Origin of the sequence: Vibrio sp. A1-b2 (assembly GCF_021726015.1) — a bacterium.
In the GTDB taxonomy this organism is placed as follows: Bacteria; Pseudomonadota; Gammaproteobacteria; order Enterobacterales; family Vibrionaceae; genus Vibrio; species Vibrio diazotrophicus.
The window spans coordinates 345,557-369,805 of record NZ_JAKKCI010000003.1 but is presented as its reverse complement, the minus strand read 5'-3'; the positions used below and the strand labels follow the sequence as shown (position 1 = coordinate 369,805).

General features: G+C 46.6%; 23 protein-coding genes. 14 read left to right on the top strand and 9 right to left on the bottom strand.

The annotated features are described in order from the left end of the window. Nucleotides 1-35 precede the first annotated feature (35 nt). The 4 genes from L3V23_RS09225 to nifL form a co-directional block, all read right to left on the bottom strand. Nucleotides 36-323 (bottom strand): 4Fe-4S binding protein, encoded by a 288-nt coding sequence (locus tag L3V23_RS09225; protein ID WP_102965142.1) that lies wholly within the window; start codon nt 321-323, stop codon nt 36-38. Then, entirely contained in the window at nt 301-1,692 is a 1,392-nt protein-coding gene (gene nifB, locus L3V23_RS09220; RefSeq protein WP_102965143.1) for a nitrogenase cofactor biosynthesis protein NifB, read from the bottom strand. Before nifB ends, L3V23_RS09225 begins: the two co-directional genes overlap by 23 nt. Before the next feature lie 166 nt (nt 1,693-1,858). Beyond that, nucleotides 1,859-3,496: a nif-specific transcriptional activator NifA gene (nifA, locus tag L3V23_RS09215; protein ID WP_102965144.1), complete on the bottom strand. Its 1,638-nt coding sequence runs from the start codon at nt 3,494-3,496 to the stop codon at nt 1,859-1,861. A 6-nt stretch (nt 3,497-3,502) separates the two neighbouring features. Next, nucleotides 3,503-5,032, bottom strand: a complete 1,530-nt coding sequence (gene nifL, locus L3V23_RS09210; RefSeq protein WP_102953194.1) for a nitrogen fixation negative regulator NifL — start codon at nt 5,030-5,032, stop codon at nt 3,503-3,505. 314 nt (nt 5,033-5,346) lie between these two features. Here nifL and rsxA point away from each other — a divergent pair, with 314 nt between their 5' ends. From rsxA to L3V23_RS09165, 9 genes are all read left to right on the top strand, one after another. After that, entirely contained in the window at nt 5,347-5,922 is a 576-nt protein-coding gene (rsxA, locus tag L3V23_RS09205) for an electron transport complex subunit RsxA (RefSeq protein ID WP_042479343.1), read from the top strand. A 72-nt stretch (nt 5,923-5,994) separates the two neighbouring features. Next, nucleotides 5,995-6,528 carry an RnfABCDGE type electron transport complex subunit B gene (locus tag L3V23_RS09200; protein ID WP_102965145.1) on the top strand — a complete coding sequence of 178 codons (534 nt, stop codon included), beginning with the start codon at nt 5,995-5,997 and terminating at the stop codon, nt 6,526-6,528. 9 nt (nt 6,529-6,537) lie between these two features. After that, nucleotides 6,538-8,169 carry an electron transport complex subunit RsxC gene (gene rsxC / locus L3V23_RS09195; RefSeq protein ID WP_102965146.1) on the top strand — a complete coding sequence of 544 codons (1,632 nt, stop codon included), beginning with the start codon at nt 6,538-6,540 and terminating at the stop codon, nt 8,167-8,169. Next, on the top strand, nt 8,166-9,167 hold the full coding sequence (locus L3V23_RS09190; RefSeq protein WP_102965147.1) for an RnfABCDGE type electron transport complex subunit D: 1,002 nt from the start codon (nt 8,166-8,168) through the stop codon (nt 9,165-9,167). Before rsxC ends, L3V23_RS09190 begins: the two co-directional genes overlap by 4 nt. Further along, nucleotides 9,164-9,772, top strand: coding sequence for an RnfABCDGE type electron transport complex subunit G (locus L3V23_RS09185; protein ID WP_102965148.1), 609 nt, complete (start codon nt 9,164-9,166; stop codon nt 9,770-9,772). Before L3V23_RS09190 ends, L3V23_RS09185 begins: the two co-directional genes overlap by 4 nt. Beyond that, nucleotides 9,765-10,472 carry an electron transport complex subunit E gene (locus L3V23_RS09180; RefSeq protein ID WP_042479334.1) on the top strand — a complete coding sequence of 236 codons (708 nt, stop codon included), beginning with the start codon at nt 9,765-9,767 and terminating at the stop codon, nt 10,470-10,472. The genes L3V23_RS09185 and L3V23_RS09180 overlap by 8 nt, the downstream gene beginning before the upstream one ends. Next, nucleotides 10,469-10,726: an RnfH family protein gene (locus L3V23_RS09175; RefSeq protein ID WP_102965149.1), complete on the top strand. Its 258-nt coding sequence runs from the start codon at nt 10,469-10,471 to the stop codon at nt 10,724-10,726. The genes L3V23_RS09180 and L3V23_RS09175 overlap by 4 nt, the downstream gene beginning before the upstream one ends. 166 nt (nt 10,727-10,892) lie before the next feature. After that, complete coding sequence (locus tag L3V23_RS09170) at nt 10,893-11,429, top strand: flavodoxin (RefSeq protein ID WP_042479329.1); 537 nt, start codon at nt 10,893-10,895, stop codon at nt 11,427-11,429. Between the two features lie 379 nt (nt 11,430-11,808). Continuing rightward, nucleotides 11,809-13,020, top strand: a complete 1,212-nt coding sequence (locus tag L3V23_RS09165; protein WP_237292235.1) for a DEAD/DEAH box helicase — start codon at nt 11,809-11,811, stop codon at nt 13,018-13,020. Nucleotides 13,021-13,114: 94 nt separating this feature from the next. Here L3V23_RS09165 and L3V23_RS09160 read toward each other — a convergent pair whose 3' ends face one another. The 3 genes from L3V23_RS09160 to L3V23_RS09150 all read right to left on the bottom strand — a co-directional run bounded on the left by L3V23_RS09160 (nt 13,115) and on the right by L3V23_RS09150 (nt 16,942). Beyond that, entirely contained in the window at nt 13,115-14,173 is a 1,059-nt protein-coding gene (locus tag L3V23_RS09160) for a zinc-binding dehydrogenase (RefSeq protein WP_237292234.1), read from the bottom strand. Between the two features lie 345 nt (nt 14,174-14,518). Then, nucleotides 14,519-15,403 (bottom strand): DMT family transporter, encoded by an 885-nt coding sequence (locus L3V23_RS09155; protein WP_102953184.1) that lies wholly within the window; start codon nt 15,401-15,403, stop codon nt 14,519-14,521. 183 nt (nt 15,404-15,586) lie between these two features. Further along, nucleotides 15,587-16,942: an outer membrane protein transport protein gene (locus L3V23_RS09150; protein ID WP_102965152.1), complete on the bottom strand. Its 1,356-nt coding sequence runs from the start codon at nt 16,940-16,942 to the stop codon at nt 15,587-15,589. 314 nt (nt 16,943-17,256) lie between these two features. Between L3V23_RS09150 and L3V23_RS09145 the strand changes: the two genes are divergently transcribed. Then, complete coding sequence (locus L3V23_RS09145) at nt 17,257-17,979, top strand: sulfite exporter TauE/SafE family protein (RefSeq protein WP_102965153.1); 723 nt, start codon at nt 17,257-17,259, stop codon at nt 17,977-17,979. 288 nt (nt 17,980-18,267) lie between these two features. Beyond that, nucleotides 18,268-18,699 (top strand): YccF domain-containing protein, encoded by a 432-nt coding sequence (locus tag L3V23_RS09140; protein ID WP_042479311.1) that lies wholly within the window; start codon nt 18,268-18,270, stop codon nt 18,697-18,699. A gap of 40 nt (nt 18,700-18,739) precedes the next feature. Here L3V23_RS09140 and L3V23_RS09135 read toward each other — a convergent pair whose 3' ends face one another. Further along, nucleotides 18,740-19,606 carry a glycerol kinase gene (locus L3V23_RS09135; RefSeq protein ID WP_102965154.1) on the bottom strand — a complete coding sequence of 289 codons (867 nt, stop codon included), beginning with the start codon at nt 19,604-19,606 and terminating at the stop codon, nt 18,740-18,742. A gap of 139 nt (nt 19,607-19,745) precedes the next feature. Beyond that, the gene (locus L3V23_RS09130) at nt 19,746-20,021 is read right to left on the bottom strand and encodes a nitrogenase-stabilizing/protective protein NifW (RefSeq protein WP_237292233.1); all 276 of its coding nucleotides are present in this window, start codon (nt 20,019-20,021) and stop codon (nt 19,746-19,748) included. Nucleotides 20,022-20,211: 190 nt separating this feature from the next. Here L3V23_RS09130 and L3V23_RS09125 point away from each other — a divergent pair, with 190 nt between their 5' ends. From L3V23_RS09125 to yegD, 3 genes are all read left to right on the top strand, one after another. Further along, entirely contained in the window at nt 20,212-20,817 is a 606-nt protein-coding gene (locus L3V23_RS09125; protein ID WP_102965156.1) for a dienelactone hydrolase family protein, read from the top strand. A gap of 179 nt (nt 20,818-20,996) precedes the next feature. After that, nucleotides 20,997-22,592, top strand: a complete 1,596-nt coding sequence (locus L3V23_RS09120; protein ID WP_102962382.1) for an ABC-F family ATPase — start codon at nt 20,997-20,999, stop codon at nt 22,590-22,592. 147 nt (nt 22,593-22,739) lie between these two features. Next, nucleotides 22,740-24,092: a molecular chaperone gene (gene yegD / locus L3V23_RS09115; protein ID WP_237292232.1), complete on the top strand. Its 1,353-nt coding sequence runs from the start codon at nt 22,740-22,742 to the stop codon at nt 24,090-24,092. Nucleotides 24,093-24,249: the final 157 nt, after the last annotated feature.

Below are 24,249 nucleotides of genomic sequence, written 5' to 3'. Positions count from 1 at the left end.
GTTGCCTCTCTAGTCTCTTAGATAGACTGACTACGTTAGCTATCAGCGATACTTTGCTGCTGTGACAGTTGACTTGCAACGATAGCAGGCATCAAGCTGCCTATCGGATTCAGCGGATTTCTAGATCTATCAAGAATCGCTTCCTCCACAGGGCAGATGCTTGCGCATTGAGGATTGTTGTAATGCGCAGAGCATTCATCACAGCGTTTAGGATGGATATGGAACTGATTGGCGAGCTCCGCATCTGGGTAGACGGCTTGATTTGGACACACCACCATACATGCATGGCAACCGACACATTTATTGCTGATGACAAAGCTCATAGTCCACCTCCTTGCTTTGGTTCGCGATAAGATCTTTCGCAATACTGTCCAGGCTTGCTGCGACAGACTGAAAAGCAAAATCGACATTGGGTTGAACGCCGAGTTTTTCTAACTCTCGCCATGGAGTGATCCCCATTCTGGCACTCAGTACCATTTGGCAGTCAGCGATGGACTGAATCAGAGCTTGTTTATCGATATCACCACCATCATCACAGTCATCTTTGCCATTACAGTACAACTCAACATGACGCGTTTCCTGATAGAGAAACTGCTGTGATTGCTCACTGAACAGGTAAATTTCAAAGCGTGTCGCATGACCAAAATGAAGTTGAATATGCTCACTTTCGCTACCATCACTGGCAATTGCGACACGGAATGTATTTTTGGTCGACGGCTTATTCATATTCGATAGCTTGCCCATATTCGCCTGATCGTGATCATTCGATTGGGAAGCGCTAGAGCATGGTGATTCACCGTTGCCTAACATTCCGACGGCATCTGCTCGACACTGTTGGCAGTGAGTCATTTGTGGCATGTGCCCGCCGCATTGCTCTCGGGCAAGTGCGACTTCTTCTTCGGTTGGTCCCCGTAGACCACTCAGACCAAAATAGGTGCCGTGACTTGGGTCTGAAATCAAAGGCATGATGTTGTGCAGCAGCGCGCCACGTTTTTTGACTTCTTCAGAGACGGCCGCCACGTGATGATCATTGATACCGGGAATCAGTACCGTATTTACTTTCACCAGCATGCCCGCTAGAGCAGCCATTTCAAGACCAAGCAACTGCCTCTCGATTAAGGTTTTCGCCGCTTCTCTGCCGCGTAATCGTTGATGATTGAAATAGATCCAAGGGTAGATTTTCTCACCCACTTCAGCGTCGATGGTGTTTATGGTGATCGTAAGATGGTGAACGCCTACTTCCGCTAGCTGATCCACATGATCGGCCAAAGCCAAGCCATTGGTTGAAATACACAACTGAACATCAGGCTGAGCTTGTTTCAATAAACGAAGCGTTGCGAAGGTCGCTTTGGGGTTGGCTAATGCATCACCCGGCCCTGCAATTCCCGCCACGGTTAAATTTGGTGCACGCTTTTTAATTGCGTTGAATTGTCGTAGCGCACTACTGCTGTCCATCACTCTTGAAACGACTCCGGGACGGGACTCGTTGCTACAGTCGTATTTGCGGTTGCAGTAGTTACATTGAATATTGCAGGCAGGCGCGACAGGCAGATGCATCCGAGCATACTGGTGCGCTTCTTTGGAGTAACAAGGGTGCTGCTGAATTTTTTCTTGTACCTGTTTGGTGAAGAAATGGTGCACCTTATCTTGGGTTGAATGTTGCGGCCCGACAGCGCGAGAATGACTTTCCATGTCTACCTCTTGTTTACTGCTGAAATCAAACGATACGGTTGTTCTGCAAGCTTCGTTCCGCTGTAAAAATACTTATATTCAAAGGGTTAGGAGAGTGGTTGGAGTGGTTTGTCTGCCACAATGTCTGAAAGCAGACAAACCTCCCCGCGGTTGTTCGCTCTCCTCGCTAAATTTGCTTCATTTCAATGTTCATGATCTGAATGCGATAGGCGATTTGACGCGGAGTCATATTCAGCAGCCTTGCAGCCTTTGCTTTTACCCATCCTGACCGCTCAAGTGCATCAATCACCATGTCTCTTTCATCTCCCGTTGGCATCTCTTGGGATGAATGAGGATAGTCCGGCATTGATGATCCGTTCATCGGCGAGGCATGTGCAGCCGTATGATGAGCGGATGGACTATGGTTATGAACGGGATGGTGAAGCGCAGGCTGAGCTGGCGCTTGGAAAACTGGCTGAGACTTGTTGAGAGAAATCAAATCTGGGCCAATCACGCCGGATTCACACAACACCGAAGCTCGCTCTAATGTATTTTCCAGCTCACGCACGTTACCCGGCCAATGATGAGACATCATCAGACGAATCGCTTCATCGCTCAGTGTCAGCTTACGTTGCTGAGCTTTACTCAGGTTTTGCATCATGTGCTCGGCGAGTTCAGGGATGTCTTGCAGACGCTCACGTAGTGGTGGCAAATACATAGGCATAACGTTAAGGCGATAGTAAAGATCCTCACGGAAATTGCCTTGCGCCACCTCCTGTTCAAGGTAGCGGTTGGTTGCCGCTATGATGCGCACGTTAACTGAAATGGTCGAGGTTCCACCTACGCGTTCAAACTCTTTCTCCTGCAACACTCGTAACAATTTCGCCTGAAAAGCCGGACTGGTTTCGCCAATTTCATCAAGAAAAATGGTGCCGCTGTCCGCCATTTCAAAGCGTCCTTTGCGTTGTTTCACCGCGCCGGTAAATGCGCCTTTTTCGTGTCCAAACAGCTCAGATTCAAGCAAGTTATCTGGTAAAGCTGCACAGTTCAGTTTTACAAAAGGCAAGTTGGCTCTTGGCGAGTTGTAGTGAATGGCATTGGCAACCAGCTCTTTACCTGTGCCGGATTCACCACGAATAAGCACGGTAGAATCCCAGCGCGAGACCAGCCTGATCTGCTCAAAGATCTGACGCATGGATTTAGTATGTCCAACCAGATTGCGGAAGCTGTAGTTATTGCGAACTTTACGTCGTAAGTTGTCGCGCTCGTCCACCAATTGTTGTTGGTGAGTTTCTACCTTGTATGCCAGTTGAACGTTCTTGGCGATCAAGTTGGCAATCATGTTTAGGAAATTGGTTTGTAAGGTAATCACGCCTTCAATAAACTTTAACGGTTGGGCTGACAATGCACCGATTACTTTGCCATTGGCGTCTTTCAAAGGGACGCAGATAAACGGTTTTTCGTAGTCATACAGTGCCAGCTTGTCCGCAAAGCGTTGGTCGCTGCCAAGATTATGCAGCACGATGGAGCTGCCTTGGCGTAGAACTTCGCCCACCAATCCTTCGCCGATTTTGTAAGACACCTGCTTGTGCTGCGCTGCCGAATTCGGTTGCGGAGAGTGAACCGATTTGATCAGTAGTATGTCTCGTGTACTGTCGAGAATGGTCAGCATACCGCACTGCAAAGCACATTCATCGTGTAGCACTTGCAGGATTTTATCGGACGATTCCACATAGTTGAGGCTGGTATTCAGCACACTGGAAATTTTGTACATGGCCGCCAACAATTGACGTTCCAAGTTCAATAAAGTCATTTCGTCTGTCATAGTCGATCACCATTGGCTGATGGGAAAAGTAAGACAGATGTGTGCGCCACGTAAGCGCTCACTATTGCTGACATTAATGGTGGCTGAGTGTTCATTGAGAACCTGCTGCACAATCGAAAGCCCGATACCTCGGCAGCCAGTTTGGTGTTTTGGTTTGGTGCTGAAAAATGGTTGGAAAATTTTGAGTCGTTGCGACTCTTCAATACCAATACCGCTGTCTTCGACAATCACCTTAATTTCACCGTCACTTTCGTACGTGCAGATGATGATGGTTCGGTCGCTGGTTTTCGCCGCCTGAATCGCATCAATTGCATTATCAATCAACTGTTTCAGTGCCAGAATCAGTCGGTGTGACATGCCGTTAATGGTTGAAAGACGGGGAGCCAGTATCAGTTCCAAGTTAGACGATGACTTGAGCAGTTCATCGGTGCTGATGTCACTGACATCACGAATTACCTGATTGAGATTAACCGGTTGAAACGCTTCGCTGGTGCGTTCAGGAATCGCTAGTTTGATGTCTTGCATTGCATCTAATGCAGTATCCATCGCTTCATCCATCGCCACTAAGCCTGGGCAAGCGGGGTTGGTACGTTTAAGAATACGAACCGCGGATTCAATCATGTTGAATGGACCTTGCAATTGATGCAGCGTACCCATCAGGGCTTCCTGCATGGCATGCACGTATTTGTTATCGCGCGCCATCAGTTTCATGGCGTTAATGCGGCGTTCTTCCACCAGTTGTTTTTCACGGGTTCTTTCTGAAATTGCGATAACGGTATAGTCGTCATCTTCAGGTAGGAAGTAGGAATCCACACTGCTGGCTGCTACTGGTGTTTTCACCAAAGCGTACTCAAACCAACGTTCACGAACGGGTTCATTGGATTCGATATAAACCCCTTTATAGCGGTTGTCCTTTTTACCAAGGAAATCTGCGACCGAGTCATGCCCGTAGTCGTTGAGCAAACTGTTGAGCAGAGCATCAATTGGAGACTGTCCAATGCTCTTTTCAATATTAATAAACTTCTGATTACTAAACAGAACACGGTGTGAGCTATCAACAAGTGCGATGGCGATAGGCGCAGCGTTAAGCACTGCCTGAAACATCGCAAACTGGTTTTTTTGCTCGGTTATAAGTTGGTGACGCTCGGTAATGTCTTTGTGAATCGCGTAGTAACAGACTTCGCCATGAGGGTGTGATAGTCGAGAGATAGAGATTTCAGCAATATAAGCTTCGCCACATTTTTTGCGGTTAACCAACTGTCCTTGCCAGTGATTCCCTTCCGATATGGTTTTCCATAAGTTTTCGTACACGCTTCTTGGTGTGGCTTTGTAAGAAAGAAGAGAAGAGTTTCTGCCGATGAGCTCACTAAAACTGTAGCCTGTGATGTCCGAGAATGTTTGGTTCACAAACAGAATAGTGCCTTTGTGGTCGGTGATGCTGATCGCGACTGGCGCATGCGAGACGATTTGTTCAAATGCTTGATAATCGAAAATAGGCGGAGTTGCGCCTTCTAAGAGTGTGTCTACTTGTCCCATAAGTGCCATCCTTTGCTCTGTTTGGTCCTTCGTCATAGGCAACAATGCATTTCTTATTCCATATAAAAAGCATGGGAATGGTTGGGCTCAGCTAACACCTCCTTGTTTGATTTAAGACAAACGAAAGAGAAATTTTGAACTTTGTCACCTTCCTGACAAAGAAAAAGTGGGCTTAAAAATAGCGCTTAATCGCGCGTTAACATCTGTATTTTCAGGGCTGTGTGAATCAATTTAGTGCAAAAAAGACGGCTGGCATAACGTATGCACCAAGCTAGGGAGAGGTCAAATGACCCTAGTAGAAAAGGAATGAAGTTATGTCTGAAGGATTGATTATTTTGCTCAGTGCCGCGTTCGTCAATAACGTGGTATTGGCTAAGTTTCTCGGTCTGTGTCCGTTCATGGGGGTATCGAGCAAGATAAGTAGCGCTGTGGGAATGGGGGTGGCGACCACATTCGTACTTACCATCGCGACGGTCTCAACTTGGCTGCTGGAGTTTTATATTTTGCGCCCTCTGGGGCTCGAATTCATGCGGATTATCGCGTTCATTCTTGTCATCGCTGCTGTGGTTCAGTTTACCGAGTTGTACGTAAAGAAAAGTTTCCCCGCGCTGTATCAGGCTTTGGGTGTCTATCTTCCGCTGATCACCACTAACTGCGCTGTATTCGGTGTTGCGCTGCTCGCTGTTCAGGATGATCTCTCTTTTATCGATACCTTGATGTTCAGTGTCGGTTCGGCAGCGGGTTTCTTAATTGTGATTACTTTGTTCGCAGGATTACGTAGCCAACTGGTACTCAGCCGTGTTCCCGCTGCATTCAAAGGTACACCCATCGCATTTATTACCGCAGGGTTTCTATCCATGGCTTTTATGGGCTTTTCAGGAATGGCTTAGGTCTGACCCAAGCTTAAGTAGCTGTTGAGCGAGGTAAAGGTCAAAGAAGGTAGCGGTCAAGGAGGACTGTCGATGTTAATCATAGCTTTGGTGTTTTTTGTCTGTCTGGGGGCTTTACTGGGTATCGCACTCGGTTATGCAGCCATTTTGTTTCGCGTAGAGAGCAATCCATTGGTTGACCAAATTGAAGCTATTTTGCCCGGAGGTCAATGCGGGCAATGTGGTGAGGCGGGTTGTCGACAAGCGGCTGAAAAAATGGTGGCAGGTGAACTCAATCCGAATGCGTGTCCTCCGGGTGGGTCGAATTTGGCAGTGTCAGTTGCTGAAATGCTGGGTGTATCTATTGATGTCGCTGACCAAGATAAGCCGTTAGTAGCGTACATTGCAGAAAGCGAGTGCACTGGGTGTAACCGCTGCTATAAAGCGTGCCCGTTTGATGCCATTGTCGGTGCTCCAAAGCAACTGCATACCGTTATCAAGGATGTGTGTACCGGATGTCAGTTATGTCAGAAAGCCTGTTCTCAAGGCTGTTTATCTATGGTTGAAGTTCAGCCAGATGCAGCGAGTTGGTACTGGCCAAAACCAACATTACCGGTCGCGGTGTAGGAGTAGATTATGTTGAGTTTAAGCGGCCATCCGTTTCGTGGTGGGATCCATCCAAAAGCTTATAAAGAGCTAACCAGTGATAAGAAAATTGATACTGGCTTTTGGCCTCGTAATGTTTTCTTGCCTTTGCAATTACGCAATGGCGCACGTTTAAAATCGCTGGTGGCTGTGGGTGAACACGTCTATCGCGGTCAGAAAATTGCAGTCGGGCATACCGATATGGTAGCTCCGGTTCATTCGCCAGTGAATGGTATTGTGACAGCGATTACTGAGCATTTGACTACCCATCCTGCCAAAGTGAAGTGCGATACCATCATCATTCGTGCAAACGAAGATCGCCAATGGGGAAAACCAGCATCCAGTGGCAGTATCACTAACCTCGACCCTGAAACAATTATCGAGCGAGTAAAAGACGCGGGGATTGTTGGTTTGGGTGGTGCAGGTTTCCCAACCGCCGCCAAACTGATGTTTGCACGCAAAGCGAATGTTGAAACACTCATTATTAACGGTGGCGAGTGCGAGCCCTATCTCACCTGTGATGATCTCACTATGCAGTCGTATCCGGCTGAAATCATTGCTGGCATAAAGCTAATGATGACCGCAAGCGGTGCGAAAAAAGCCATCGTCGGTATTGAAGACAACAAGCGCGATGCTTTTGATGAGATGTTCCATGCGGCGAATGCCGAACCGGATGTTGAGATCCGTCTGGTGCCAAGTGTTTACCCTATGGGTTCAGAGAAGCACATGATCAAAACCCTCACTGGTCATGAAGTACCGGCGGGTGGATTATCGACGCAAATCGGCATTCTGGTTAACAACATTGCCACCGCTCGCGCTGTGTATCACGCGGTGCGTTTTGAACGACCTTTGGTTTCGCGCATCGTGACGGTTTCGGGCAAAGGTATTGATCAGCCATGCAACATAGATATACCTATCGGCACACCCGTCAATGATGTGATCAACTATTGTGGCGGTTTAAGTGACAGTACCGAACGCTTGATCTTTGGTGGACCGATGATGGGGCAAGTGATCCCGTCACTTCAGGCGGCGATAGATAAAACGGTCGGCGGCATTCTCGCTCTGACAGAAGATGAAGTGATCGATGAATACAAACATCAGGAGTGTATTCGTTGTGGTCAATGTGTGCGTGCATGTCCGATGAATCTAATGCCGTTTCAGATGGCCGCGTACACACGAGTCTCTGATTTCAAACGCACTCAAGAACTTGGTGTACAAAACTGTTTGTCTTGTGGTGCGTGCAGCTATGTTTGTCCATCTTCCATTCCTTTAGTGCAGTACTTTATGCACGCCAAAGGCGTGATTAATTCTAATGCTCAGCAAGAGAGAAAATCAGCGCAAGTGAAAGCGCTCAATGAAGCTCGCAAGCAACGCTTAGAACAAGAGGCACTTGCTGTTGCTGCTGCGAAATCGGCACCACGTCCGTCACGGCCATCTCGCAAGGTTGCATCTTGTGAAAGCTCAAACACAGCAAAAGCTGATAAACCCTCAAGACCTACCAGAGTGGCTCGTAATCAAGTGGCTGACACGGTTAAAGATACTGAACAGACAACTTCAGAGAAGCCCGTTCGCCCAGCAAGACCACCCAGACCTCAACGACAAGCGAAGGAGGAGCAAGCATGATTAAGTATGACGCTGCGATAGGGCCATTTGCCCACAATGCGAATTCCAGCACTCGTATCATGTACACCGTGATTTTGACCTTGCTGCCAGCCTGCATTTTTGGCTTCTTTCAGTTTGGTTTAAACAGCGTGGTGCTAATGCTGGCAACCTGTGTTGCTGCTGTGGTCGCTGAGTGGCTATGTTTGATGGCGATGAAAAAGAACCCAATTGCCTGTATGGACGGGTCGGCATTGCTTACGGGCATGTTACTGACCATGAGTTTGCCACCCACTTTTCCGGTCATGCTTGGGGTATTCGGTGCTGTTTTTGCTATCGCTTTGGGTAAACATATCTATGGTGGATTAGGGCAAAACCTTTTCAATCCAGCGATGTTAGCGCGCGTGATGTTGTTGGTCTGTTTCCCTGTGGAAATGACGCTTTGGGCAGACCCAACTCCCATTGATTTAAGCCATAACTTGGTTTCAGTACCCGATGCTTGGTTTCATTTTGATGGTGTCACTTCCGCGACCGCTCTGAGCACCGAGCGCACCGAACCTATCGTATTTATTGACCTATTGCTGGGTAAGCAATCAGGCAGTTTTGGTGAAACTAACGCACTGTTTATCTTGCTTGGCGGTTTGTATCTGCTCTATCGCCGCATTATTCATTGGGCAATTCCAACCAGTTTTATGTTAGGGCTGGGCGCACCTGCACTGGTGGCGCATTTTATCTCTCCAGAGAGCTACCTTCCGTTTTGGGTTCAATGGACCAGTGGTGGCTCTATGCTCGGCGCGTTCTATATCGCGACCGATCTCGTTACATCACCAACCAGTGTTCGAGGTCAGATGCTGTATGGATTGGGTTGCGGATTCTTAGTCTGGTTAATTCGAACATTTGGTAGCTATCCCGAGGGTGTGGCATTTGCGGTATTGATGATGAATGCTGCCAGTCCGCTCATTGATTACTACATGCGTCCGAATGTGTTTGGTCGTCGTTCTGCGGTGGAGAAATCGTCATGATGGAGCAGATTGAAAAATGGAAAGAACAGGTTGGCTACCAAGCAGGTTTGCTTGCGGTGACATGCGGTCTGGCTGCCATATTTTTGGTGCTGACTCAGTGGATTACCCAGCCTTTGATCGAACAGCGTATCGCAGAAGATCAGAATGCGCTTCTGAGCGAAGTACTGGCGGGTCAGGAGTACAGCAACGATGTGTTTGCCAGCGGAAAAGTCATTGAGTATCAAGGTTCACAGTTTGATTTATTTGCGGTTGAGAATAGCCAACACCAAGTGATCAGTTGGGTTATTCGTGGCGTGCAAGATGGTTATAGCGGCCCTATCAGCTACTTGGTAGGGACTACACCACAAGGCGAAATTCTTGGAGTTCGGATTATCAGCCACAGTGAAACGCCGGGGCTGGGTGACAAAATCGAATTAGGGAAAAGCTCATGGATTTTGAGTTTTGCCAAACGTTCACTAGAAAGCACTCCACTTTGGGCGGTGAAAAAAGATGGCGGTGACTTTGATCAGTTCAGTGGCGCGACTATCACGCCACGCAGTGTGGTGAAGGGTGTTCATAAAGCACTACTCGCATTAGCACAAGAGCAGGAGGCTAGCCATGAGTGATTGTTCTTCAAGCAATAAGTCAAATGGTGAGTACAAAAATATCATTCAGCAAGGGCTTTGGAGTAACAACATTATCCTCAGTCAGTCGTTAGCGTTATGTCCACTGCTGGCGGTTACCAGCAGTGCCACCAACGGTTTAGGTTTGGGGCTGGCGACAATGGTGGTGATGGTGCTCTCGAATGCTCTCAATTCCCTAGCAAAAGGCGTGATAAGTAAAGCGGTTCGGATCCCCGTGAACGTTATCATCATCGCGACTCTTGTGACTGTTATCGATGCTTTACTTAACGCCTATCTGCATCCACTGCATAAAGTGCTGGGGCTTTTTATTCCACTCATCGTAACCAACTGCGCAATTTTAGGACGGGTTGAGTCCTATGCCAGCCGTTCTCCCTTAGTGCCTTCCATTATTGACGGCGTGTTCATGGGTTTAGGTTTTACTTGGGTGCTGACCGTACTTGGCGGTATTCGGGAAGTAGTTGGTAGCGGCACTTTGTTTAGTAATGCGAGCTTGTTACTCGGCAAGAGTTTTTCGTTTTTGGAAACCACTGTGATTGCTGATTATCACGGCTTGTTGCTGGTGATCCTGCCACCCGGAGGCTTTCTCGCACTGGGCTTGGTTCTGGCTTTGAAGCAGAAACTGCTTGCGGTTTTAGAAAGCAATCGCCTTGAGAAACTGGATATGCAAGGAGAGCAAGGATGAAAGTAAGCGTTGTGTATGCCTTGCCAACTGAGCAAGTGTGGCTTCCCGTGACTGTGGATGAACAGGCGACCGTTTTAACTGCCATTCATGGTTCGAAGATTTTAGAAATGTATCCGACCATTGAACTCGACAGCCAGAAGGTTGGCATATTTGGCAAGATCACGACTCTCGATGCACCGTTGAAAAATGGTGATCGAGTAGAAATTTATCGTCCTCTGATATGGAAACCCGAGGACGACGACGACGACGATTGATGTCGGCTTTGTGACAATTTGTCGTTTGTACGTTTTAGGGAGTTTATAACCTATTGAATTTAATAGACCCAACTCAGGAACGGCGATTGCACTACAGATAAAGGTCAATCGATGTCACTGAAACGATTTAGGAATGGTCAGGACATATTTTTCAAAGGAGTGATGTATGGCTAAAGTAGGCATTTTTTTTGGTACCGACACAGGTAGCACTCGCAAAATGGCGAAGCTGATTCAAAAGCAACTGGGTGATGAAATTGCGGATAAACCAAAGAACATCAACCGAGTCGATGTGGAAGAGTTCACTAGCTACGAATGTTTGATTCTCGGTACGCCGACATTAGGGCAGGGGCAGCTTCCAGGCTTGTCAGTGGATTGCCAAGAGGAGAGCTGGGAAGAGTTTCTTCCTAACTTTTCTGATATGGATCTGACAGGCAAGAAAGTTGCGTTATATGGCTTAGGTGATCAAGTGAGCTACAGCAATGAGTTCGTCGATGCTCTTGGTGAACTGTATGATTACGTGGCGAACTGTGGCGCTGAGATGGTTGGGTTTTGGCCAACGGAAGGTTACGAGTTTAATGCGTCAAATGCTGTGGATGGTGATGACTTTGTGGGCTTGGTGCTGGACAAAGACAACCAAGCGAGCCTAACAGAGCAGCGCATCGCAGGCTGGGTAGAGCAAATTAGTGCCGAGATGAACCTCTGATACTTTTGCGTAGCAATGAAAGTGACCGATATTGAACACAAACACGCATAAACCCATCCTTGGGGCTCCAATTTGCCATCCATGGCAAATTGGGTTTGTTTATCAATATCGGTCAAATCTCTAAACCAACGATAAATGTAATAAGTAATACCAGTTTCTTAACGGTGGCTGGTGCGTTCCCACATTACGCAGACTTACAGGCAGTCAGGATGTTTAGCTCTTAGTCTTTGATTGAGCATTTAAACAAGAAAGCAGCCACCGTTAAGTTTTTTTATTGTCTCTTCGTGTTAGAATCCGCGGCTCAATTTAGAGTGGCTTAGAGCAGAGGTTCAAAAGCTGTTCTATCTTTTTCGTAAATTAATCTTTTCAGAGTCGATTCATGTCATTTGCAAAACTAGGATTGAGTGAAGCACTGTCAAAAGCAGTGGCGGATCTTGGTTATCAGAAACCTACATCTATTCAAACCAAAGCCATTCCAGTGATTTTGCAAGGGCAGGATTTGATCGCCGCTGCACAAACGGGTACGGGTAAAACCGCCAGTTTTGTGCTGCCAATATTGGAAAAGTTACAACGCGGAAAAACACAGAAGAAAAAACGTGTTCGTGCACTGATTCTTGTACCGACTCGTGAGTTGGCAATTCAGGTTGCAGACAAGGTAAAAGAATACGGTCAGTTTACTGAGCTGACTTCGCTTGCGATGTACGGAGGCGTAGACGAAAAGGCGCAAAAGCAGGCGTTGATTGATGGCGTAGATGTGCTGGTGGCGACACCGGGACGTCTGCTCGATATGTATGGTCAACGCGCAGTGTATTTCGAAGAGATCGAAATGCTGGTGTTGGATGAAGCTGACCGTATGTTAGACATGGGCTTTATCGAGTCTATTAACAAGATCATTGACCGTGTGCCAAGAGATGCACAAAGTTTACTCTTTTCGGCCACGCTGTCTCATAAGGTTCGTGATTTAGCGAAAACGGCGGTTAACGATCCGTATGAAATTTCAATCGCAGCGAATCAGGCTTCGAAGTCGAACATTGAACAGTGGTTGATTACCGTCGATAAAGACATGAAATCAGCACTACTCAGCCATCTGATTAAAGAAAATCAGTGGGATCAGGCTTTGATCTTCATCGAGACAAAACACGGTGCAGCGAAGCTAGTATCACAGCTAGAAAAGCGTGAAATTGCCGCTGAAGCGTTCCACAGTGGTCGTAGTCAGGAAGTGCGTACACGCTTACTGGAAGATTTCAAAAACGGCAAGATTAAGTACCTCGTAGCGACGGGTGTGGCTGCGCGCGGTATCGATATTGAAGAGCTTTCTCGCGTGGTGAACTATGACTTACCTTTCCCAGCAGACGAGTACGTTCACCGCATTGGCCGTACCGGTCGTGCAAACGCAAGCGGTGAAGCGATTTCCTTCGTATCGAAAGATAACTTCAAGAACCTTTGCATGATTGAGAGCCGTTTAGGCCATCTGATTGAGCGTCGTGAAGTGGAAGGTTTCCAACCTCGTAAACCTGTGCCTATTTCTATTCTGAACTATGTGCCGAAGCACAAGCGCCAGAAGGAAGAGCAAGAGAACCAAGACCAGTAATCTTGTTGACGAAAAACGAAAAACGAAAAAGCGAGCTTGTTAGCTCGCTTTTGTGTTTCTTGGACTTGAGTTTATCAACTCAAAAGTTCGCTTATTAGCAAGCTTCGAGCTCACCATTGCGCCACGGTTCAATAACAACTTTGATGTGTTCGTTTGGTTGGAGTAACGAATCAAACGCTGCTGGTGTGCCGTCTAAACCGACTTTGCCCGTCAGCATTAAGCGCCAGTCAATTTTCTCATCAACAATGTTTTGCAGAGACTGTGCAAACTCTTCTGGTGAGTAGTAGTAAGAGCACTTGATGTCCATCTCTTTCACTGTAGCGTAAGCAAAATTCACTTCTGTCGGTGTGGTGTGAATACCTGTAATGATGAGCTGTGCTTTTGCGGGAGCACGCATAATGAAGTTGTTGATGAGCTTATGCACGCCAACACATTCAATGATGATGACCTTATTGTTACCCGCCAGTTCAGCAGCGACAGCTACTTCATCTTCTCTCGCTGGGTTTGCAAAAACGGTAGCACCAAATTTGAGTGCGATCTCTTTCTTGCTCTCTTGCAGATCAGAAGCGACGATATGTTTCACGCCCTTCAGTTTTAAAGCAGCAATCGCGGCTAAACCGATAGGGCCACAGCCCGCAACCAAAGCTACATCATTTTCACCGATGTCTGCGCGGTTTACCGCATGAAGACCAACCGCTAAAGGCTCGCTGATAGCGGCAGCTTCGGAAGGTAGTTGCTCAGGAATTGGCAGCAGAAGCATTTCGTCAACAATGAAGTACTCAGAATAAGCACCATGAACCCCCGGTGTTACACCTACGCCCACACCGCCTTGGCTTAATAGAACAGGAACACTGGTGACACGAGTGCCTACTTCAAGAGTTTTGTTGGTTTCAGGGCCGAAAGCGACGATTTCAGCTGCGAATTCGTGACCAAGCAATACTTCAGATTCGTCGTTTGCCTGCTCATCAAGAATTCCCAGTTTTTTATAAATATTCATCACGTCTTTAGTGTGGCGTGCAATGTGCAAATCTGAACCACAGATACCGCATGCCAAGCTTTTTACAAGCACTTGTCCAGGACCAGGAACAGGCATGTCGATCTCTTTTACAGTGAGCTTGCCGTTGAGCATAGCGATTGACTTCATTTGGCTCATGTTCTTCTCTTCCTCGTGAGTTAACTTTAAATACCCGCCCTACTCGGAGTTGCAGGAGACCGCGTCTAATCTCGTGACAAACTCCGAGTAGATAGGGTGAGTCAGCTTTAAATAATGGTTATATGCTGATTGTTTGTTGTGGAGTCTTTAAAATTATGTTGCAGAGGTTAATTGAAGGTATTTTTGTCGTCATGACGATTTGCGATGAAGGCATGATGGAATGCGACATGCTTTAATTGCTATCACCAGTATGACAGTAACGAAAGACCAAACAAAAAAGCCAGCGGCAAACTACGGCTGGCTATAGAGGAAGGTTTGGTGTGTGAAAAATAGAAGGTTTTTGAATCAGCTATTTTCTGCCGCGACAGACGCCGGTTTGGATTTCACTCTGAACAATTTTGACCACTTCACTGGCATCATCGGAACCACAATCAGTAAGATGCCAACGGCGGTCAGCCAGTCTGGCACTTCGTCAAACCACATCATTCCAAACCAAGTGACGAACACTAAGCCAGAGTATTCCGCCAGTGCAATACGGTTTGCTTCAACCTTCTTATACGCAATCACGACTAAGGCATGATAAGCCAGAACCAATAGGTTAATGATTACTATCCAGCCTAAGTGGGTCCAAGAAATAGCCGACCAACCCGGAATCGCAAGTATTAATGCCAGTGGAAGCGTCATAACGTTTGTCCAGAACAAAGTGCTGACCAAAGGTTGATCCGCTGGCAGACGACGAATCAGGATGTTGCCTAATCCCATCGATAACGCACAGCCCAAACCCGCAATACCTGCCCAGTGAAACTGCTCAGGACGCAGCACCACTAACACGCCGATAAACCCAATAATGGTGGCAATGATCTGCTTTAGTGCGGGTTGTTCACCCAATAAAAACACAGACAGCGGCAGCATCAGTATTGGGCCGACATAGAAAATCGCATTGGCAGTCGCAAGCGGAATGTAGGTAATGGTGATCATGGCACAAGCACTGCCGAGCAGGATGAGCTGTGCACGAGTAAAGGCCACTTTGCAGCGACCTTGCTGTCGTTGTTCTTTGGGCAGCTTCCACCACAACGGCAGTAGAATAATCGTACCAATGAATTGACGAATAAATACGTATTGGAAAGTAGGCACTTCGCCGTTAAGTATTTTTAGTGATACATCGGAAAACGATGCCACCAAGTTTGCGAGAACCAACAATATGATGGATCTCGTAATGGTATTCGACATGAAAGAGTTGCCTGCTTATTTAAGGTCACTAGACCTTGGTTTGGAATGCGCTCGGAAGTGTCGCTATTGTAGAGTAATTTTGATAATTGAAAAGCTGTTTTAGAACGAGAAGGATAGAGAACTTCATCGTGTTGAATCGATCCATCCAACACGATGAAAATAGGCTTATTGAAACTATTTAAACTAGAAGCTGTGGCTGAATTGCATCGCAAACAACAGCGCATCAGAACGCGTGGTTGCTTCAATGCGGGGAACAGCAACGTGTTCTTCCAAATATTCAGTGATTGCTACATCTTCACCAATCAGATAAGTCATACCGAAATCAATGCTGGTATTGGCTGACCAGTGATAAGTGGCTCCTGCAGATAGCCATTGACGGTTTGAATCGGGAATTGAAATCGATGCCAGTTGGTCGACCGGTGTTTTGTCGAACATATATCCGGTGCGTAGGGCCCAATTGTCGGTAGCATACCAAGTTGCGCCCAGTGAGTAGTGGTAAGAGTCCTGCCATTGGAACTCTTTCAGTGCGACATCGTCTGCTTTGAGTGAATCAAATTTAGACCAACTGATCCATTGTACCGAGTAGTGCAGGGCAACTTCTGGTAGTACACGGTGATAGCCAGAAAACTCAGCAATATCAGGCAGCGCTAAATAGAGGTTTTCGAATGTCTGGCCGACGTAGTGAATGTCGCCTTGTGCTTGGATTTCAGGGCTGTATTTGTAGCTCAGACCAAAACGGTTGTTGTCATTCACTTCATACATCATGCCGATGTTCGCACCCACACCCACGCCTGATGCTTCAACACTTAATGCGTTGCCTTGCACGCCACTGCATCGTTCGGAGGTGCCTGAGCCGGGCACGGTTGCGCTCAAACACAACTCTAAACCCATGTCTCTATACAGCGTACCGATACCGTAAATCACATCGATACCACCACCAAAACTCAGGTGGTCATTCATTTTGTACGCCAAGCTGATACCCGCATTCATGCTGGTGACCTTAGTTGTGCCACCAAACACAGCCGCTGCGTAATCCGGTTCAAATTCGATATCCGTACCGAAGTTTGAATAAGCCGAGAGACCGAGATACCAGTCGTCGCTCAGGCGATGAATGTAATAAATATTAGGTACCACAGCTTGCTTACCGATACCTTCAACATCATCGACATCGGTGACGGTTGAGGTCGCGTAAGGTGTGACCTCAAGAGATAGACTTGGATTGAGGAAAGTGCCGTTATTAACGGCATGTATATTTCCACCAACTTGAGCTGAATGGTATTGCGCATCTTTGATGGTTGAATCTGGACGAACATAGGTCAAACCCATAGACATAGCGTCGCGTTTAAACAGCGTCATCGCAGCTGCGTTACGACTGAGCACCGAAGCGTTATCACCAATAACGGCATCACCAGCAAAAGCACGACCAAGACCTGTCGCTGAATGTTCATTGATCTGGAATCCAGCTGCGCCAGCGCTAGCGGAGATCAAGCTTGCAGATGCAAGAGTAGACAACGATGTTATCAGTGGAGCTTTTTTCATTGGTGTAATACCTCGATAAATTGGAGGCTGGATTTAAGCCAATGAAAGTTCAGAAACAGATCAGTCCAGTGGGATCCTGACACCCTGCTGACGGGGTCTGACTTTGTTTTTACACAAACATGGTTTTTGCGTAGGAATGGGCTGACTTTCGCTAGCCGGCTTTTGTTTACTAATCAAAGTTTACTAATCAAAGTTTACTAATCAAATCAAAGAGTGACTCTACAAATTCGACGGATTGTGTAAGAATGCACCATCGATAGGATCGTTCGATCTTGGCAAAGCTTCTCACAATTAGGGTCTTTTAAGGCAGCATGATGGAATATTTAAGTAGTACCACTCTTATTGCTATGTTTTTGATATTTGTTGGTTCGTATGTTCAAACGGCAATAGGATTTGGTTTAGCCATCGTGGCTGCGCCACTTTTATTTTCGGTTTCTCCTGACTACGTGCCTGCCCCCATCGTTATTTGTGCGCTGTTTATCTCATTGCTGAATGCCATTAAGTTACGTTCGGACATTTCAATTGGTGGATTGAAAATGGCGCTGATTGGCCGCGTGCCGGGTTCTATTGCTGGTGGTATTTTGCTGGTGATGGTATCAAGTGATGTTCTGGCTTTGTGGCTGGGTCTATTGGTGTGGTTTGCGGTATTAGTGAGTTTGCTGCCGTACCGTATTGAACCAACTCCGGGGCGAATGGTTGTTGCTGGTTTCTTCTCTGGCTTCTTTGGTACCAGCAGCTCTATTGGCGGTCCACCAATGGCGTTACTGCTACAACACCAAGAAGCGAATCAGTTACGCGGGAATCTCTCGGCTTTCTTTTTATTTAGTTCGATCATCTCATTGGTTATTCAAGTGCCAGCGGGATTCCTCAATATGCATCATGTCATGTTGAGTATTCCTTTGTTACCAGCCGCTTGGCTAGGTTATGCACTGGCGCGTAAGACAACCCATGCGTTGCCTAAAGAGAAAATTCGTATCGGTGCATTAGCGCTTTGTGTGATCAGCGGTACTACCGCAATTTGGCGCAGCTTCATGTAAATACCTTTGCAGTTCTGCATCTTTCAGTGGAATTCATCTTCTGTTAAGAAAGGTTCGACAATACTCTTTTCAGTAAATCTTATGGGAAAACGCTGATTCATGCGCCAACCGCAAGTCTTTTCTTGCTGGCTCTAGTAGCATTAGCGGTCAGCCTTTAAGGTCTGAGGTTTCTTTTTTTATATGGGGCGCTTATTAACGTGTTGCTTCTTCTAGCTGAGTGGTGAAATCGCCCTTAGTCATTATTGGACACAGAAGCTTAGCGAATAGCGTCTCAAGTCAGAGGTTTTAATGAGAACGATCGGCAATATTATTTGGTTTTTATGTGGCGGTGTCGTGATGGGACTGGCGTGGTGGCTGGTTGGCCTGATTGCGTTTGTCAGCCTGATTGGTATTCCATGGGGACGCGCATGTTTCGTTATCGGCACTTTCTCATTCTTCCCGTTTGGTAAAGAAGCGGTTTATCGTAACGAGCTGACGTTCCGTGAAGATGTTGGTACCGGCATCTTAGGCAAGATAGGTAATGTTATTTGGTTCTTTCTTGCAGGTATCTGGTTGGCTATCGGTCACGTGCTGTCAGCGGTGGCGTGTTTTGTCACCATCATTGGGATTCCGTTCGCGTTGCAACATCTGAAACTGGCGGTAATTTCATTGGCTCCTATTGGCCAAACGATTGTGCCAAAAGAAGTGGCTTACGGTGCAAGATACGGCGGCCGCCGTTAGTCAGTTCTAGTTTGTTATAGTCAGTTTGGTATCCGGCCAGTTAATACGCTTTGATACCGAACTGGCGCAATTTCTCAGGCAACACATCATCCAACTGATGGACTTCATCTGCCGAAATTTCAATTAAATTGAATTCATGAGCAGCGTAAAGCTGACGTGTTTTTTCCTGCTGTTTTAAAGAAATCTCTCCGCTATCAGTTCCCCAGTATTGTATGTAGACCTTACCTAAGGGCAGGTAAAAGTCGCTCATGACAAGCTCTTCAATAGGAAGAGGACGTTGATATGCGTGTATCACGCCTGCCAGATAAAGCCAGTTATCGATAAGCAATTCGCCGGTAGAACGTACGTAATGACCGTCTAATGTTCGGTGTTTAGCTTCGAATTTTTGGCGGAAACTGGAATAGGATTTATCCGTTGCGTGCGTTTGTGCATCTTGCCCTAGAAACTCGACCACGGACTGACGCAGGTGAGGGTTGTGACGAATAGAGTCATGCCACACCACAAATTTTTGTTGAGACGATTTATCTTCACGCTGTTTCGCGCCAACACGAATGCCTGATGGGGTAGCGATCCAGCCTTCATCTTCTTTCTTTATCCAACCCAGTTCGCTCAATAGTTGATTGACTTTCTTAGGGTTAAGTTTGAAATACTCACCCACTTGGGTTGCCGTTAAGGTGTTGCCACCTGTGGCCATCAGGTCGATAAGTAAGTTTTCCGGCCAAACGACAAATTTACCGAATTTAGGATGTTCAACGTATTCTCCACCGAATTTTGCACCGAGATCAGTCAGCAGCCATTGACCTTCATGGCGACTGAGATAGCCTGCCTTGGATAGGTCAGAAAATAGCTGTTTCGCATCGACATTACGCAGTTTCGCTAACGCAGAAGTGGAGAGTTTGTCGGACATAGCAATTCCTTTCAGTGATTTATGCCCATTCAATCAGCTTCAAAGCAAATGCTCAACACCGTTATTCGCTGCTGGCTTGAAACTGTGATTTACAATGTAAATGAGCGAGTTAGCAAGGGAGCGAACAGTGCGGCTAGGATTAACGGCGCTGACAAGAAGTACAGCCGCGGCATGCAGAGCGAGTATGGGGATCTAACCTTCCTCGTTGTACTTTACAGTAGGCATTTTTCAAAGCGCGTCTTGCCGCAAACCAGTCTTCGGGTTTTTGCATGATCAAATAGCCGTTAAATATCTTTGTTACCTGCACTCGGTATTCATCGATAAAACGGCTGTCAAACTCGATTTCAAAATGATCGAGAGCCTGCTCGATAGAGGTAAAACTCGCGATGGTTTTAAGGATGTCTGGCTGGCTCATAGGTATAGTCGAGAGGTGCATGTTGAGTCATGGTAAAAGAGTTTGCGTGAACATGCTTTGATATAAGCTAAAACGAATGGCATCAAACTTTTATCTCCCGTATGTTGTTAATCATTCATTTAATCGCTACATAATCTTCAAAATATTCTAAGTTAAGATGAAGAAGTCAGTTCAGCTTTAAGGGTTAAAAATGTCTAAACAAGTAGTAATTCTGCTCCACGGGGTAGGAAGTAATGGTGAAGACTTAAGTTCATTAGGGGATTTTTGGCATCCATTGTTGCCAAATACTTTGTTCTTATCACCTAACGCGCCATTCGCTTTTGATCAAGCCAATGTGGGTTATCAATGGTTCAGTCTGATTGGCGTGACAGCGGAAAATCGCCCGCAGCGCATTGTCGAGGCGAGAAGAGCATTTGATAAGACGATTAAAGCGCTGCTTGCTGAAAACAACATAGATTTCGCCACAGACAAAGTGGTGTTTGTCGGCTTTTCACAAGGCTCAATTATGTCGTTAGATGCGTTGGTGAGTGCGAGATACCCGCTAGCCGGAGTGGTGGCTTTTTCAGGTCGGCTTTCTTCGCCACAACCTTATGCAAAGAATTCGGATACTCCTGTGTTATTGATTCACGGTCAGAGTGACCCTGTCATTCCTTGGACTGAAAGTCAGAACGCGGCGAAGCTGCTTACCAAGTCAAACTTCAATGTTGAAGAGAGTTATGAGCCAGAGACAGAGCATACGATTTCTTCCGAAGGCGCAATACTCGCAGCTCAGTTCATCCAAAGGTGCTTTGCGTAGTTGCTTTGTTCTTAGCAATACGGTTCTTAGCAATATTGTTCCAAGTAATAAAGCGAGTCAGTAGAAACAAATGCCCCTTATTGGGGGTGATGTCTATCACAAAAGCTGCTACTATTGCCCCAGTTTGAAAAGTTGGCTAATTGCCAACTTTTTTCTTGTTTACTACTTAGGAATTTTACGTGCTAACAACTGCAAACATCACCATGCAATTTGGCGATAAGCCATTATTTGAAAATATCTCGATCAAATTCGGTAATGGCAACCGTTACGGCCTTATTGGGGCGAATGGTTGTGGTAAATCTACATTCATGAAGATCTTAGGTGGTGAACTTGAACCATCTGCAGGCAACGTTTCTGTCGATCCTAACGAGCGTATGGCGAAACTGGGTCAGGATCAGTTCGCGTTCGAAAAATACACCGTTGTTGATACCGTTATCATGGGTCACAAAGAGCTTTGGGCAGTGAAAGAAGAGCGTGACCGCATTTACGCACTTCCTGAAATGACTGATGAAGACGGTATGCGTGTAGGCGACCTAGAAACTGAATTTGCTGAGATGGACGGTTACTCTGCAGAAGCTCGCGCAGGTGAGTTGCTGTTAGGTCTGGGTATTCCAGAAGAGCAACATTTCGGTTTAATGAGTGAGATTGCACCGGGCTTAAAACTTCGTGTGTTATTGGCTCAGGTTCTATTTGCTGAACCAGAAATCATGCTACTAGACGAACCAACCAACAACTTGGACATGCACACTATCGCGTGGTTGGAGCAGGTTCTGTTATCACGTAACTGCACAATGATCATCATTTCGCACGACCGTCACTTCCTGAATACTGTGTGTACTCACATGGCGGACTTAGATTACGGTGAACTGCGTCTATTCCACGGTAACTACGACGAATACATGATCGCCGCTGAACAAGCGCGTGATCGTCTGCATGCAGATAACGCGAAGAAGAAAGCTCAAATGGCTGAACTTCAAACCTTCGTAAGCCGCTTCTCTGCAAACGCATCGAAAGCAAAACAAGCGACTTCTCGTCAGAAACAGTTAGACAAGATCCAACTTGAAGATGTGAAGCCTTCAAGCCGTCAAAACCCGTTTATCCGTTTTGAACAGGAAAAAGAGCTGTTCCGTAACGCGTTAGAAGTGACTGACCTAAAACAAGGCTATGGCGAAAACATCCTGTTCAACGGCGTTAACCTGATGGTTGAAGTGGGTGAGCGCATTGCGATCATCGGTGAGAACGGTATCGGTAAGTCGACACTGCTTAACACGCTAGCGGGCGCTATGGCTCCGATGGATGGTGTGATTAAGTGGTCTGAAAACAACAACATCGGTTTCTATGCTCAGGATCATGCGCACGATTTTGAACAGGATATGAGCCTGCTTGACTGGATGGGTCAATGGAAAAAAGATGGCGACGATGAGCAAACTGTTCGCGGTATCCTAGGTCGTATGCTGTTCTCACAAAATGACATAAAGAAATCGGTAAAAGTGATTTCGGGTGGTGAGCAAGGTCGTATGTTGTTTGGTAAGTTGATCATGCAAAAACCAAACATCATGCTAATGGACGAACCGACCAACCACATGGATATGGAATCGATCGAGTCTTTGAACTTAGCGTTAGAGAACTACAAAGGTACGCTACTGTTCGTTTCTCATGACCGTCAATTCGTATCGTCTATTGCTACGCGTATCATCGAAATTACGAAAGATGGCGTTAATGACTTCCACGGCACTTACGATGAGTACTTGGCGAAGCAAGGCTTAACAGGCTAATTCCTTAAGAATTAGACAGACACAAGCATTAGCGAAGGGGGACAGAGGTTTATCTGTCCCCTTTTTTATCTCTTTTCATCGTTGAGGCTGTTTTTACATCGCCGTTTGCGGTAGCATCTCCGGCCTTTTTCAAGTTGGAGGCTTAAGATGTATATCGGTTTTGACTACGGTACCGCGAACTGCTCTGTGGCAAGTATGGATGGCAACGACCCGAAGTTGCACCTATTAGAGAAAGACAGTTTCTACATCCCTTCAACATTAGCCGCTCCTACGCGTGATTCGGTTGCAGAGCATCTGTTTCGTCATCGTGATCTTGCGCCTTTAGATGCAGCAGGGGAGCAACGTCTTCGTCGTGCCATTGCGGCAAACCGCGAAGAAGATATTGATCTTCAGTTTGATGATGTGATGTTTGGTCAGGCTGCGCTTGATCTGTATTTGTCTGATCCACACGAAGTCTATTACGTAAAATCACCAAAATCTTTCCTTGGTGCAATGGGGCTGCGTGAGGCTCAATTGGGTTTCTTCGAAGACTTAGTCTGCGCCATGATGGCGAATATCAAATTACAAGCAGAAAAGAGTGCACAGCAAGTGATTACCGATGCGGTAATTGGTCGCCCTGTAAACTTCCAAGGTAGAGGCGGTGAGGCTTCTAACTTACAAGCGGAAACTATTTTGCGCCGCGCGGCAACCCGAGCTGGTTTCCGCAATATTGAATTTCAGTTTGAGCCTGTTGCGGCTGGCTTAGAATATGAAGCGTCACTAACCGAAGACAAAACCGTGTTAGTTGTGGATATCGGTGGTGGTACTACCGACTGTTCGCTGATTAAAATGGGACCGTCTTGGGCTGGCAAAGCTGACCGTACTGATAGCCTGATTGCGCATACTGGTCAGCGTATCGGTGGTAACGATCTTGATATTCATATGACCTTCAAGCAACTGATGCATCCTTTTGGTTTTGGCAGTAGAACGCTTTCAGGGCTCGAAATGCCACTGACCCAGTTCTGGAATCCGATTGCGATTAACGATGTTAGCGCTCAGGCCAAGTTCTTTGCCAAAGAGAACCTAAAAGATCTCAAGCATCTGCATAAAGAAGCGGCCGAACCTGAAAAGCTGGCGCGGTTACTGTCGGTTTACCACGATACTTTGGGCTACAGCCTTGTGAAGAAAGCAGAAGAAGCGAAAATCGCGCTTTCCGATTCACAGGTGTTCACGGCGCAGCTCAAGGTCTTGTCAGAACTGATTGATGTTGATATTCGCTTAGAAGAAATGATTGAAGCGATTGAAGTGCCAAAAAGCAAAATGGTGGAACTGGTGTCTGAAGCGGTAACACTTGGCGGGACTATGCCGGATGTGATCTTCATGACTGGTGGTTCAGCTCGTTCACCAATCCTACGTAGCGCAGTAGAACAAGTGCTGCCGAATATACCTGTGGTCAGCGGTAACTACTTCGGTTCGGTAACGGCTGGTCTCGCTCGTTGGGCGAAGGTCTGTTTCGAGTAATAAGTTACTTGGTTTTCTGAGAAATATTGTCATGTTTAACAGCCTCTATTAGAGGCTGTTTTGTTATTTAATCTTCATGATTGTAATGAGTTACCAATCAGAGCTATCGAAATTCTCTGCTCGTGTTTATGCTATCTGGTTAGTATCATAGCGAAGT

What these genes read in the sequence shown, in the direction of transcription:
- L3V23_RS09225 (WP_102965142.1), bottom strand. Translation starts at nt 323, where the DNA reads ATGAGCTTTGTCATCAGCAATAAATGTGTCGGTTGCCATGCATGTATG.
- nifB (WP_102965143.1), bottom strand. Translation starts at nt 1,692, where the DNA reads ATGGAAAGTCATTCTCGCGCTGTCGGGCCGCAACATTCAACCCAAGAT.
- nifA (WP_102965144.1), bottom strand. Translation starts at nt 3,496, where the DNA reads ATGACAGACGAAATGACTTTATTGAACTTGGAACGTCAATTGTTGGCG.
- nifL (WP_102953194.1), bottom strand. Translation starts at nt 5,032, where the DNA reads ATGGGACAAGTAGACACACTCTTAGAAGGCGCAACTCCGCCTATTTTC.
- rsxA (WP_042479343.1), top strand. Translation starts at nt 5,347, where the DNA reads ATGTCTGAAGGATTGATTATTTTGCTCAGTGCCGCGTTCGTCAATAAC.
- L3V23_RS09200 (WP_102965145.1), top strand. Translation starts at nt 5,995, where the DNA reads ATGTTAATCATAGCTTTGGTGTTTTTTGTCTGTCTGGGGGCTTTACTG.
- rsxC (WP_102965146.1), top strand. Translation starts at nt 6,538, where the DNA reads ATGTTGAGTTTAAGCGGCCATCCGTTTCGTGGTGGGATCCATCCAAAA.
- L3V23_RS09190 (WP_102965147.1), top strand. Translation starts at nt 8,166, where the DNA reads ATGATTAAGTATGACGCTGCGATAGGGCCATTTGCCCACAATGCGAAT.
- L3V23_RS09185 (WP_102965148.1), top strand. Translation starts at nt 9,164, where the DNA reads ATGATGGAGCAGATTGAAAAATGGAAAGAACAGGTTGGCTACCAAGCA.
- L3V23_RS09180 (WP_042479334.1), top strand. Translation starts at nt 9,765, where the DNA reads ATGAGTGATTGTTCTTCAAGCAATAAGTCAAATGGTGAGTACAAAAAT.
- L3V23_RS09175 (WP_102965149.1), top strand. Translation starts at nt 10,469, where the DNA reads ATGAAAGTAAGCGTTGTGTATGCCTTGCCAACTGAGCAAGTGTGGCTT.
- L3V23_RS09170 (WP_042479329.1), top strand. Translation starts at nt 10,893, where the DNA reads ATGGCTAAAGTAGGCATTTTTTTTGGTACCGACACAGGTAGCACTCGC.
- L3V23_RS09165 (WP_237292235.1), top strand. Translation starts at nt 11,809, where the DNA reads ATGTCATTTGCAAAACTAGGATTGAGTGAAGCACTGTCAAAAGCAGTG.
- L3V23_RS09160 (WP_237292234.1), bottom strand. Translation starts at nt 14,173, where the DNA reads ATGAGCCAAATGAAGTCAATCGCTATGCTCAACGGCAAGCTCACTGTA.
- L3V23_RS09155 (WP_102953184.1), bottom strand. Translation starts at nt 15,403, where the DNA reads ATGTCGAATACCATTACGAGATCCATCATATTGTTGGTTCTCGCAAAC.
- L3V23_RS09150 (WP_102965152.1), bottom strand. Translation starts at nt 16,942, where the DNA reads ATGAAAAAAGCTCCACTGATAACATCGTTGTCTACTCTTGCATCTGCA.
- L3V23_RS09145 (WP_102965153.1), top strand. Translation starts at nt 17,257, where the DNA reads ATGGAATATTTAAGTAGTACCACTCTTATTGCTATGTTTTTGATATTT.
- L3V23_RS09140 (WP_042479311.1), top strand. Translation starts at nt 18,268, where the DNA reads ATGAGAACGATCGGCAATATTATTTGGTTTTTATGTGGCGGTGTCGTG.
- L3V23_RS09135 (WP_102965154.1), bottom strand. Translation starts at nt 19,606, where the DNA reads ATGTCCGACAAACTCTCCACTTCTGCGTTAGCGAAACTGCGTAATGTC.
- L3V23_RS09130 (WP_237292233.1), bottom strand. Translation starts at nt 20,021, where the DNA reads ATGAGCCAGCCAGACATCCTTAAAACCATCGCGAGTTTTACCTCTATC.
- L3V23_RS09125 (WP_102965156.1), top strand. Translation starts at nt 20,212, where the DNA reads ATGTCTAAACAAGTAGTAATTCTGCTCCACGGGGTAGGAAGTAATGGT.
- yegD (WP_237292232.1), top strand. Translation starts at nt 22,740, where the DNA reads ATGTATATCGGTTTTGACTACGGTACCGCGAACTGCTCTGTGGCAAGT.